4 protein-coding genes are annotated in these 12,501 nt (G+C 74.9%); 2 read left to right on the top strand and 2 right to left on the bottom strand.

Annotated elements, in window-relative coordinates; all coding sequences use genetic code 11:
* A partial coding sequence (locus tag M8H82_RS36085) for a polyketide synthase (RefSeq protein WP_250079948.1) occupies positions 1-1,515 on the bottom strand: 1,515 nt, incomplete at its 3' end.
* A complete protein-coding gene (locus tag M8H82_RS36080; RefSeq protein WP_250079947.1) occupies positions 1,508-10,123 on the bottom strand; it encodes a non-ribosomal peptide synthetase in 8,616 nt (2,871 codons plus the stop codon). The genes M8H82_RS36085 and M8H82_RS36080, both read right to left, overlap by 8 nt.
* 484 nt (positions 10,124-10,607) lie before the next feature.
* Here M8H82_RS36080 and M8H82_RS36075 point away from each other — a divergent pair, with 484 nt between their 5' ends.
* Together M8H82_RS36075 and M8H82_RS36070 are read left to right on the top strand one after the other, a co-directional pair.
* Complete coding sequence (locus M8H82_RS36075) at positions 10,608-11,912, top strand: condensation domain-containing protein (RefSeq protein WP_250079944.1); 1,305 nt, start codon at positions 10,608-10,610, stop codon at positions 11,910-11,912.
* Positions 11,913-11,973: 61 nt separating this feature from the next.
* Positions 11,974-12,492 carry an RNA polymerase sigma factor gene (locus tag M8H82_RS36070; RefSeq protein ID WP_250079940.1) on the top strand — a complete coding sequence of 173 codons (519 nt, stop codon included), beginning with the start codon at positions 11,974-11,976 and terminating at the stop codon, positions 12,490-12,492.
* The last annotated feature ends 9 nt before the right edge of the window (positions 12,493-12,501 follow it).

Genomic DNA, 12,501 nt, shown 5'->3' with positions numbered 1-12,501 from the left:
GGCGGCCCGGCGGGGGTGGTCGCCCTCGGGCCAGTCCTCCAGCGCGGTGGGCACGCGGAACGGGCTCGCGTCGAAGTCGATGAGCGGGTTGGGGCGGTCGAAGTGCAGGCTCGGCGGGATCTGCCGGTGTTCCAGGGCCAGGACGGCCTTGATGAGTCCGGCGATGCCCGCAGCGGCGCCGAGGTGGCCGATGTTGGTCTTCACCGAGCCGAGGGCGCAGAAGCCGGTCCTCCGGGTGCTGTGCCGGAACGCCTCGGTGAGCGCGGACACCTCGATCGGGTCGCCGAGCTTGGTGGCGGTGCCGTGCGCCTCGATCAGGCCGATGGTGCCGGCGTCGACCTCCGCCTGGGCCTGCGCGGCGAGGATCACCTCGGTCTGTCCGGCGGCGCTGGGCGCGCTGAAGCCGACCTTGCGGCGGCCGTCGTTGTTGACGGCGCTGCCGCGGATGACGGCGCGGATGCGGTCGCCGTCGGCGAGAGCGTCCTCCAGCCGCTTGAGCACGACGGCCCCGACGCCGTCGCCGGAGGAGGTTCCGGCGGCGTCGGCGGCGAAGGCGCGGCAGTGGCCGTCGGGCGAGAACGGTCCGTCGGGCACGTGGCGGTAGCCGAGCGCGGCCGAGGGGTTGAGGGAGACGGCGGCGGCGAGCGCGGTGTCGCACCGGTGGTCCAGCAGGTCCTGGCAGGCGGTGTGCACGGCGACCAGCGCGGTGGAGCAGGCCGTCTGGAGGGACACGCTCGGTCCGGTGAGGCCGAGTTCGTAGGAGACGCGGGTGGCGAGGGTGCCCAGGGAGTTGGCGGTGGCCGCGTGGACCAGCTCCACCGAGCTGGGCTGCCCGGCGAAGCGCGGGTGCACGTGGGCCGGGTAGTAGCGGCTGTCGCCCGCGCCCGCGTAGACGCCGAACGCCTCGGCCGTACGGTCGCCGCCGAGGCAGCCCGCGTCCTCCAGGGCGTGGTAGGCCGTCTCCAGCAGCAGCCGCTGCTGCGGGTCGACGACGGCGGCCTCGGCGGGGCTGTAGCCGAAGAAGCCGGAGTCGAAGCGGTCGATGCCCTCGACGGCCGACACCATCCGGATCAGTGTGGGGTCGCCCAGGGCGCGCGGGTCGCCGCCGGCGGCGAGGTACTCCTCGTCGGTGACGGGCCGGATCGCCTCCCGCCCGGCCGCGAGGTTCTCCCAGAAGGCCTCGAGGTCGTCGGCGCCGGGGAAGCGGCCCGCCATGCCGATGACGGCGACGGCGGGGAACTCGGGGAACTCCTCGTCATGGGGTGCGCTGGTGTCGTGCACGGCCTGTGCCTCGTCCTCTCCCGGCTCGGTGGTGTGCGGCGTGGGCTTCGCCCGGTCGTCTCGGGGCTCGGCGGGGTGCGGGGTGGGCTTCGCCCGGTTGTCGTACGGCTGGGTGGTGGCACACGGCAGGGGCTGCATCCGGTCGACGTACGGCTGGGTCGAGCGCTGCAGAGTCTGCGTCCGGTCGTCGTATGGCTGGGTGGGGTGCCGTGTGCCGCTTGCCCTGTCAGGCACGGCCCCGGTCCTTGCCCTGCCGTGCGGTGCGGCGCGCGCGGGCGGCGCGCTGCCGCTGTGCCTGCTCCCTGGCGCGGTCCAGGCCGTCGGCTTCCTGCCGTGGCGGCTGTTCGGCGACCGCCGGGGCACCGGCCCCCGCGGCCGACAGGTGGCGGGCCAGGTCCCGGACCGTGGGGTGGGCGAACAGGTCGACCACCGACAGGTCGGTGCCGAAGGCGCGGTTGACGGCGGTCTGGGCGGTGACGAGGAGCAGCGAGTTGCCGCCCAGGTCGAAGAAGTTCTCGTCCCGGCCCACCCGGTCGCGGCCCAGCACACCGCACCACACCTCGGCGAGCCGGTTCTCCAGCCGCCGCAGTTCCTCCCCCGCCTCCGCCTCGTCCGGGCGTGCGGTGGTGCCCGCCGAGCGCAGCGTCCACGTGTCGTCCGACAGCTCCGCCGCGCGGGCGCCGTCGGCCGCCGCGCGGTACAGGGCGCCCAGGTCGGTGCCGTCCTCCAGGCCGACCCGGGCGGCCAGGCGCCGCGTCTGGCGCACGGGGGCGACGACGTGGCTGCGGACCCAGGGGGCGGTGCGGTCGGCGCCGATGAGCAGGTGGGGTTCGTCCAGGGTGCGGGCCAGGTCGAACGAGCGCAGCGCGGCCGGCGCGTCGAGCAGCCGGTAGCCGCGGGCCTCGGTGAGGGCTGTGAGCCCGTAGCCCCGGCTCATGCCGCGCTCGCGCCACATGCTCCACGCCAGTGACTGCGCGGGCAGGCCGAGGCTGCGGCGGTACCGGGCGAGGGCGTCCAGGTAGGCGTTGGCGGCGGCGTAGGCGGCGTTCATGGCGCCGCCGAAGAAGCCGTTCACCGAGGAGAAGGTGACGAAGGAGGCGACCGGGTGATCGGCGGTGATCCGGTGCAGCGTCCACGCGCCGCTCGCCTTCGCCGCGAGAGCCCGGCGCCAGGTGGCGGCGTCCAGTTCGCCCACGGGGCGTTCGACGAGCGCCCCCGCCAGGTGCAGCACGGACGCCAGGGGCGCCCTCCACGCCTCGGCGGCGGCCTCCACCGCAGCCCGTACCTGGTGTTCGTCGGTGACGTCGGCGCGGGCGTAGCGGACCTCGCCCAGCTCGCGCAGGCGGGAAAGGCCCTCGGCCTCGGATTCCGGTGTGCGACCCGTAATGAGGAGCCGGGTGCCGGGGGTGCGCAGCAGATGGGCGGCGATCTCGGCGCCGACGCCGCCCAGGCCGCCGGTGAGCAGGGCGAAACCGTCGTGGGAGGGCGGCTCGGCGCGGGACGGGGTGCCGGGCAGGGCGGCGAGACGGCGTGCGTAGCGGTGTCCGTCGCGGTACGCCACCTCCGCGCCGTCCGCGGTGACGGTCGCCTCGGCCGTCAGCAGGGCCAGCGGGTCCGTGCCGTCGTCCGGCGGGAGGTCGAGGTGCGTGCCGCGCAGCCAGCCGGACTCCTCGGCCAGCGACTTGAGCAGCGCGCCCGCCATGGCGTGGGCCGGGGACGGGCGGTCGCCTGGGCGTACGGCCTGGGCACCCGCCGTCACGTAGACGAGGTCGACGGGACGCTGCCTGCCGGGGCGGGCGGCGAGGGCGCGGGCGAAGGCGAGCAGGTCCTCCGCACCGGTCGTCTCCCACGGCGCAGTCCGCGGAGCACGGGGGCCGCGCAACCCGTCGAGGTGGAGGACGGCGTCGACCGGCCGCCGGTCGTCGTCCAGGTGCCGCAGCAGCTCGGCGTAGTCGGCTTCCTCGGCGGGCCGCAGGCGGTGGTGCGCGGCGTCGAGCCGGGCGTACGACGTCCCCTCACCGACCACCGTGCACAGGCCCCCGCCGGACCGCAGTACGTCGGCAAGCCGTTCCGCGAGCCGCTGGATCCCTGGGTCGCCGCCGGTGAGGACGAGGGTGTGCCAGCCGGGTATCGTCCGGGCCCGGGGGCGTTCCGTGCGCTGCCACACCGGCCGCAGGAACCAGTCGGGGACGGTGGCGGCGGTGCCCAGCAGCAGCTGAGTCCGGCGGACCTCGTCGTCGAAGGCGCCTGCCTCGAAGCTCTTGCGGAGCCTGGTGCGCTGGATCTTGCCGATCTCGGTCTTGGGGATCGCGCCCCGCCCGACCGGGATGAGGAAGGCCGGGCTGACGCCGATCTCCCGGGTCACCTTCCCGGCGATCTCCCGCAGGGCACCGGAGGTGACCTCTTCGGTGAGGTGGAAGAAGAGCGCGAGTTCGTCGGTGGGCGACGATGGATCGGAGCGCACCGCGACGGCGGCGGTGAAGCTGCGCTCCACGTACGGCAGTTCCTCGACGCACGCCTCTATCTCGTGGCTGTAGTGGTTGACGCCGTTGACGATGATGACGTCCTTGGCGCGGCCGGTGATGTACAGCTCACCGTCGCGCAGGTACGCCAGGTCGCCGGTGTCGAACCAGCCGTCCTCGGTGAACGCCTCCGCGTTGGCGCCCGGGTTGTCGTGGTAGCCGCCGGTCACGGAGGTGCCGCGGACCTGGAACCGGCCCGCCTCGCCCTCCGTGAGGAGCGTGCCCTGCTCGTCGACGATCCGCATGGCGAACCCGGGGTAGGGCAGGCCGCAGCTCACGAACGTCCCCTCGCCGGGTACGGGTTCGGCGGGCAGGACGGCGTCGGTGACCACGGAGCAGGTCTCGGACATGCCCCAGCCGGGGTGCATCACGTCCTGCGGCAGGCCGAACGGTTTCAGCGTGTGCAGGAACCGGCGGGCGGCCGGGGCCACGATGACCTCGCCGGCGTTCATCACCAGCCGCATCGGCGACAGGTCCCAGGTGCGGCCGGTGAAGCGGTGGGAGTGCTCGGCGAGGAGCCCGAAGGCGAAGTTGGGCGCCCAGGTGACGGTGACCCGGTGCCGGTCGGCGAGGTCCATCCAGCGCGGCGGGTCCTGGAGGATGTAGGAGGTGGGGGCGTGGATCTGGCGGCAGCCCAGGTACACGTCGCGCAGGTGGAACATCACCACGCCGGTGACGTGGTCGAGGGGGATCCAGTTGAGGGAGACGTCGTCGGCGCCGAGGCCGTTCAGCTGCTCGGTGGCGGCGGAGCGGGTCAGGACGTTGCGGTGGGTGAGGCGCACCGCCTTGGGCAGGCCGGTGCTGCCGGACGTCATCAGCATCAGCATCAGGTCGTCCGGTGCGGCGGGGTGCCAGTCGTGGTCCTCGGGCGCCTCGCGCAGCGCGTCGGCCGTGGTGAGCCGCAGGCCGGGCCAGTCCTGGCGGGCGGCGACCGCGCGCAGCCCGGCCTCGCGGCCGGCGGAGCACACGATCCAGGGCCGACCGAGCATCCGCCAGATGCCCTCCAGCTTGGCCAGGGCCGCCGACGGGGTGTCATAGGTGGCGGGGACGGTCAGCGGGACGGCGACAAAGCCGCCGAGGACGCAGCCCCACAGCACGGCGAGGAAGTCCTCCGTGGCGTCGCACTGGAGGATGACCTGGTCGCCGGGGCGCAGGCCCGCCCGGCGCAGACCGGCGAGCACGCGGGAGGCCTCGGGGATCAAGGAGGCGTAGGTGCGCCGGTGTTCGCTGCCGTCGGCGTGGACGTGGACGATGTCGCCCCGGTCCTGTTCGGCGGCGCGGCGCAGCGCCTCGGCCCAGCCGGGCACGGACGGCTCGGTGAGGGCGGGGCCCTCGCTGAGGGCCGGTACGGCGGAGGCGGCCTGGGTGCGGGTGGCGGGGGCTGGGTCCGTGGTGCGGTCGGGCAGGCCGGTGTGGCGGCGTTCCAGTTCCTCGGGGGTGTTCTCCACCGTCACGTCGGCCGTGGTGACGCCCGGGATCTGTGCCAGCCGCTCCCGCCAGGTGCCGGCGGCGGTGCGGTCGACGGCGGGCAGGGCGTGCAGCGCCGCGGTGTCGACGGTGCCGTCCTCGGCGCGGGGCAGCGCATTGACGGCTGTGACCCGGACGGTGCCGTGGCCTGCGCGGTCCAGGAGTTCCTCGACGCGTTCGGCGGCGTCCGCCCTCCCGGGTACCACATACAGGCGCGGCGGGGCGCCGTCAGTGCCGGGCAGGGCGCGGGCGTCGCGGATGCCGGGCACGGACAGGGCCGCGTCCTCCAGTTCGGCGGGGTCGGCCGCGGCCGGGGCGGGGGTGCGCCCGGGGAGCGCGGGCAGCTCGCCGAGGCGGGTGCCGGGCTCGGCGCTCACGGTGCGCAGGAGGTCGTACAGGGCGCGGGCGAACGCCTCGGCGGTGCCGGGGTCGTACAGGTCGGTGGCGTATTCGATGTGCAGGGTCAGGCCGTCGGGGGTGCCGTCGGGGGTGTGGCGTTCCAGGACGTCCACGAAGAGGTCGAACTTGGCGGTGCCGGTGGCGGTGGGCCGCAGCTCGGCGCGGGTGCCGTCGAATTCGAGGACGGCGGGTTCGTTGTTCTGCAGGGCCAGCATCACCTGGAACAGGGGGTGGCGGCCGGGTGTGCGGGGCGGGTTGAGGTCGTCGACCAGCCGGTCGAAGGGCAGGTCCTGGTGGTCCAGGGCGGCCAGGTCGGCGGTGCGCAGCCGGGCGATCAGGTCCCGGAAGGCGGGGTCGCCGGAGGTGTCGGCGCGCAGCACCAGCGTGTTGGTGATGAGGCCGATCAGGGGGTCGAGGGCGGGTTCGGTGCGGCCCGCGACAGGGGTGCCGAGGACGATGTCCTCGCCGGCGCCGCAGCGGGTGAGCAGCGCGCTGACGGCGGCGTGCAGCACCATGAAGAGGCTGGCGCCCTCGCGGTCGGCGAGGCTCAGCAGGCTGCGGTGCAGGTCGGCGCCGACGGTCGTCTCGACGTGCGCGCCGCCGCCGCGCGGTGCGGTGGGGCGGGGCCGGTCGCCGGGCAGGGTGCACTCCTGGGGCAAGCCGTCCAGCGCGGTGCGCCAGTGGGCGGTGAGCCGCTCCAGCCGCCCGGGGCCGTCCGGGCCGGGGGCGAGCAGGGCGCGCTGCCACAGCGCGTAGTCGGCGTACTGCGCGGGCAGCGGTGTCCACTCGGGTGCCCGCCCGGCGCGGCGGGCCGCGTAGGCGGTGCTCAGGTCCTGGGCGAAGGGACGCAGCGACCAGCCGTCGGCGGCGCTGTGGTGCAGGACGAACAGCAGGGTGGAGCCCAGCAGCCAGACGGCAAGGGGGCTCTCGGCGGTGAGGTCGAAGGAATACCGCAGCGCGGCGGTGACGTGGGCGGCCGTCTCCGCGGCGGGGCAGTCGACGTGCCGCAGGACCGGACGCAGCTCCCCGGGCGGCAGGATGCGCTGGTGGGGGACGCCATCGTGTTCGGCGATCACCGTCCGCAGGATCTCGTGCCGGTCGCAGAGGTCGCCGAGGGCCGCCCGGAGCGCGTCGGTGTCCACAGCGGCGTCGAGCGGGACGAGGAGCGGGATGTTGTAGGTGGCCGCTCCGTCATCGAGCCGGTTCAGGAACCACATGCGTTCCTGGGCGTACGACAGCGGCACCCGCGCCGGGCGTTCGGCGGTGCCGAGGGCCGGGCGGGGCAGGGCGCCGTCCGCCGGTACGTCGAGCCGCCGGGCGAGGGCGGCAGGGGTCGGTGTCCCGAACAGGGCGGTGATCGGGATCTCGACGCCGGTCTCGTGCCGCAGGCGGGCCAGCAGACGGGTGGCGAGCAGGGAGTCGCCGCCGAGGTCGAAGAAGTTCACGTCGGTGCCCACGGTGTCCCGGGGCAGCTTCAGCACCTCCTCGAACAGGCGGCACACCAGGGCCTGTTGCGGTGTCCCGGGCCGGGTGCCGGTCGCGGCGGCGGTGAAGTCGGGGGCGGGCAGGGCCTCGACGTCGAGCTTGCCGTTGGCGGTCAGCGGCAGCGCGTCCACCAAGACGCAGGCGGCCGGGACCATGTGCTCGGGCAGGTGCGCGGCGACGTGGGCGCGCAGCTCGGCGGGGCCGGCCGGTGCGTCGCCGGAGGGGACGGTGTAGGTGACGAGGTGCAGGGCGCCGTTGTCGGCGCGGCGGGGGACGACGGCGGCGCGGGTGACGCCGGGGTGGGCGGCGAGGACGGCCTCGATCTCGCCGGGTTCAACGCGGAAGCCGCGGAGCTGGATCTGTGCGTCAGCACGGCCGAGGTAGTCGAGGGTGCCGTCGGGGCGGCGCCGGGCCAGGTCGCCCGAGCGGTACATGCGGGTGCCGGGCGGGCCGTAGGGGTCGTCGAGGAAGCGGTCGGCGGTCAGGTCGGGCCGGTTCAGGTATCCGGCGGCGACGCCGGGGCCGGAGACGTACATCTCGCCGGTCGCGCCGGGCGGCACCGGGCGTCCCCCGGCGTCGAGGAGGTGGACGCGCAGGTCGGCGAGGGGGGTGCCGATCACGCTGCCGCGGCGCGGGTCGTCGAGGTCGGCGCGGGTGAGGCGGTGGTGGGTGACGTGCACGGTGGTCTCGGTGATGCCGTACATGTTCACCAGCGCGGGGCGGTCCAGGCCGTGCCGGTCGGCCCAGGGGCGCAGCCGCGCCGGGCGCAGGGCTTCGCCGCCGAAGACGACGTACCGCAACGCCCCGGTGCCGCCGCCGCGTTCGAGGTCGGCGTCGATGAGCTGCTCGAACGCGGAGGGCGTCTGGTTGAGGACGGTCACGCCCTCGCGGTGCAGCAGCTCCCAGAACTGGCGGGGGGAGCGGCTGACGGCGTACGGGACGACGACGACCCGGCCGCCGTGCAGCAGGGCGCCGAAGATCTCCCAGACGGAGAAGTCGAAGGCGTAGGAGTGGAACAGCGTCCACACGTCGTCGGCGCGGAAGTCGAAGTGCTCGGCCGCGGCGGCGAGGAGACGGACGACGTTGGAGTGTGGGACGGGCACCCCCTTGGGGCGGCCGGTGGAGCCGGAGGTGTGGATGATGTACGCGGTGTCGGACGGGCTCACCGGCCCGTGCCGGTCGGCATCGGTGAGGTCGGCGGCACAGCGGCGGGCCAGGTCCACGGCCACCTGCTCGTCGTCCAGGCGGACGACGGGCAGCGCGTCCCCGGCGAGGTGGGCGTGGGCGCCCTCGGTGACGAGGACCACGGGGGCGGCGTCCTCGACGACCAGCCGCAGCCGTCCGGCCGCGTGGCCGGGGTCCAGGGGCAGGTAGGCGGCGCCGGTCTTGAGGACGGCCAGCAGGGCGGGCAGCAGCCGCGTCCCGCGTTCCAGGGCGAGGGCCACCACCCGGCCCGGCCCGGCACCGTGGTCGGTCAGCAGCCGGGCCAGACGGTTGGCCTCGGCGTTGAGCGCGGCGTACGTGAGCCGTTCGTCCCCGCAGGTGACGGCGGTCCGCTCGGGCCCGGCCGCCGCCCGCTCCTCGAACAGCTCGGTGAGGGTCCGCTCGGCCGGATACGTCTGGACGGGCGTGTCGCGCGGGTGCTCGCCCGGCAGCAGGACGTCCAGGTCGCCCAGCTCGGTCGTCGGGTCGGCCTCGGCCAGGCGGCGCAGCACCGTGAGGAACCGGTCCCGGTGCAGGGCGAGTTCGTCCTCTTCGTACAGGGCGGGGTTGGCGTCGAAGGCCAGCCACAGTCCCCCGGGCAAGGTGCCGGGACGCACCGAGATCTGCAGGTCGTCGACGGCTCCGCCGGACAGGTGGTGCCAGGTGGTGGGGTGCCCGCCGAACACCGGAGACTCGTCGAACGGGACGATGTTGAGCACCGGCCCGTACAGCCGGCGTCCCGTTCCCAGCAGGCCCAGGTCGCGGCGCAGGAACTCGGCCCGGTACCGCTGGTGGCGGCGCAGCGCCTTCAGTTCGTCCGCGACGGTTGCCGCCAGCTCCGCGAGGGGCGTGTCCGGGGCGGCGGCCACGCGCAACGGCAGGACGTCGGAGGCGGTGCCGGGGGTGCGCAGGGCGGCGCTGCCCAGGCGGCTCATGGTGGCGAGGCCGAGCACCAGGTCGCGGGCGCCGGTCATCCGGTGCAGATAGGCGGCGGTGGCGGCGGCCAGCAGGTCGGTGCGCCGGACGCCGAGACGGGCCGCGGCGGCGTCGAGGGCGCCGGTCTGGGCAGGCGTCAGCTCGGCCGTGCGGCGCAGGAAGGGCGCGGTCGGGGCGGCTGTGCGGGAGGTGAGCCGGGCGGGCTCGGGCAGGCCGGACAGGCGCCGCGCCCAGTGGTCGCGGTCGCGGGCGTACGCGTCGGAGGCGCGGTAGGCCGTCTCCTCCTCCTGCAGCCGGCTCACCGGCGCGAATCGGGCGGGGTCCGGCTCGCGTCCCTCGGCCAGCGCGTTGTACGTGTCGGCCAGGCGCCGTCCGAGGAGCTTGTAGCTGTAGCCGTCGAGCAGGAGGTGATGGGCCCTCAGCAGCCAGAGGTGGCGGTCGGGGGCGAGGGTCAGCAGAGTGTGCGCGAACAGCGGGCCCTTCTCCAGGTCCACAGGCGTCGCAAGGTCGGCACGGACATGCGCCCACGCGGCGGCCTCGGGATCCTCGGCGCCGCTGACGTCCGCCCGGTGCAGAGGCCAGTCGCTGGCGTCCGCGGCGGGGTGGCAGCGGGGCCCGTCGTCGGTGTCGGCGAACCGCAGGGCGAAGGTGTCGGCCTCACCGACGACGCGCCGCAGCGCGGTCTCGAACAGGCCGGTGTCGAGGGGGCCGTGGATCTCCACCGCCTCCGCCGTGTTGTACGCGGCGCTGTCCGGTGCGAGCCGTCCGGCGTACCAGAGGCCCTCCTGGGCCCCGGACAGCGGTCGACGTGCGTCCTCCTGGAGTGACATAGCACAACCCTCACGTGGCAAGCCGTAATGTCCCGGACGGCGAAGGCCCGGCCGGATCGGACGGGTGCGGCCACCGCTCCGTGCCTCCCGCGCGTGTCGGTACGCGCCGGGCGGGCCCACGGGTGGAAGGGCAGGCCGCACGCCGAGGGCGGGGGCGATCACGTCACCCGGCCCCGGTCTTCCGGCACAGCACGGTGGGCCACCGCACCGGGCCGGGTCAAGCGGAACCCGGCTCTCCGGCCGCACTTCAGGGGTTTCCCTGAAGAATGCGATGCCGGGGAGTGCGCGGCGCCGCTCCCCCTTCCCGGCCGCCAACTTCTAGGGAAATCACGCGACTTCCCCGCCCGCCGGGCTCCGCACTGGAATCGGCCCCGTTCCGCCGTGCACTCTCAAAAGGCCCCCGCCCCCGCGGACAGCCGCGGCGGCACACCCAATCCCGGGCCGTGGGACCCCCGCGACGAACGACGGAAAGAAGGCTGACGGCATGCACCGTGCGCTGTGTCCGGTCGAGACGCTCTACGTGGGCCAGAGAAGCAGGGCCGTGCTCTCCTGCGCGCTGCGCGGCCCCGTGGACGCCGCCGCGTTGTCGGCCGCCTACGACGCCATGACCGAGGCCCACCCGGGACTGCGGTCACGCATCGCGCAGGACGGCACCGGCCACGTCCTGCGCCTCCTGGACGAGGACGAACGGCCCCGTCTGACCACCCGGTCCGGCGACGGGGAGGAGGCCTACGCGGCGGAACTCAACAGGCCCCTGCCGGTCGGCGGCCCACTGAGCCGGGCCGTCCTGGTCAGCGCGCCGGACGGCGAGAGCCACCTGTTCGTCCTGGTGATCGACCACACCGTCACGGACGGCCACAGCAGCATCGCCCTGCACAACGCCCTGTGGGACCGCTACCGGGCGCTGGTCGACGGGGAACCCGCCGCCGAACCCACCGCCACCGGGCCGCACTGGCCCGAGCCCATCAGCCGCCTGCTGCCCCCGGCCGACGAGTCCGACACGGCTAAGTACCTCGACAGCCGCCTGGAAGACGCACGGCGCCACTCCGTCGACCTGGTGCCGTACGACGCCGCCACCGGCGACGCGACCGGCCCGCAGGGACACATCGAGGTGCACCGGCTGACCCTGGACGCGGACCTCACCACGCGGCTGCGCCGGACGGCACGCGACGCGGGCGTCTCCGTGCACGCGCTGATCGCCGCGGCCCTGCTGACCGCGGCCCGGCGGCGCCTGGACGGCGACGGCCCCCGCACCCTCGGCTGCCTCTCCCCCGTCGACCTGCGCTCCCGGCTGACCCCGCCGGTGCCCGCCACCGCGATGGTCCCCGCGGTCACCACCCACCTCCAGACCCTGGACGTGGCCGGTGACTCCGAGCCACTGGAGCTGGCCCGTACCGTGCACGGCCGCCTGGCCGACTTCCTCGCCCGCGGCGACCAGTTCCACGAGGTGCGCATCACCCCGGAGATCCCTCGCACCCCCACGCTGCAACTGGCCACGGTGATCGCCACCAACATGGGCGTCGTCCCCGGCCCACGGCTGCCGGACGGGCTGCGCGCGGTCGACGTGCGCCTGGTGCCTGCCCGCGAGCAGTACTTCCCGCAGGCGGGACGCAGCCCCGTCATGGCGTGCGTCGTCTCCTTCGAGGGCCGCCTCTCCATCGAGCTCCCGCACTTCACGGCCTGCTTCAGCCCGGCCTTCATGCGGGCGTTCCGCGACGACGTACGCGCCGGCCTCCTCCGCTTCGCAACGGCGGCGGAGCCCGGGCCCGCCGACGCCGCCACGGCCTGAACACCTCCCCCCCGCTCACGCTCCCCCGCCCGCCCGGCTGCCGAAGGAGTCTCAGCCCGACATGTCCACCGTCAGCGAACTCCCCTCCCCCCTGACGCTGCTCCCCCGAGCCCAGGCGGGCGACGAGCACGCGATGAACCACCTGCTGACCGGCATCACCCCCTACGTCGCCCGGATCTGCCGGTCCATCACCCACGACGACGGCGCCGACGCCACGCAGGAGGCGCTGCTCGCCATCTACCGCGGCCTGCGCTCCCTGCGCGAACCGGCGGCGTTCTACGGCTGGGTGCGCTCGGTGACGGTCCGTGAGGCCGTCCGCACCGCCAAGCGCTACGGCGAGGAGCACAGCTGCTCCGAGCTGGAGTCGCGGCAGGAGGCGAACCCTCTGGACGCGGTGCACATCACCGATGTGCTGGAGCGGCTGTCCCAGGCGCACCGGCAGGTCCTCACCCTGCGGGCCTATGGGCTCAACGAGGAGGAGATGGCCGAGGTGCTCGCCCTGCCCGTGGGCACGGTCCGCTCTCGTCTCTTCCGCGCCCGCCGCCGCTTCCAGGAGGCGTGGCAGCCCTCGGCGGCGTGAGACGCACGC

Source organism: Streptomyces sp. YS415 (assembly GCF_023544665.1).
Classification (GTDB): Bacteria; Actinomycetota; Actinomycetes; order Streptomycetales; family Streptomycetaceae; genus Streptomyces.
Note: the sequence above shows the minus strand (reverse complement) of the source record. Positions and strands in the feature narration are given on the sequence as shown.

What these genes read in the sequence shown, in the direction of transcription:
- M8H82_RS36080 (WP_250079947.1), bottom strand. Translation starts at nt 10,123, where the DNA reads ATGTCACTCCAGGAGGACGCACGTCGACCGCTGTCCGGGGCCCAGGAG.
- M8H82_RS36075 (WP_250079944.1), top strand. Translation starts at nt 10,608, where the DNA reads ATGCACCGTGCGCTGTGTCCGGTCGAGACGCTCTACGTGGGCCAGAGA.
- M8H82_RS36070 (WP_250079940.1), top strand. Translation starts at nt 11,974, where the DNA reads ATGTCCACCGTCAGCGAACTCCCCTCCCCCCTGACGCTGCTCCCCCGA.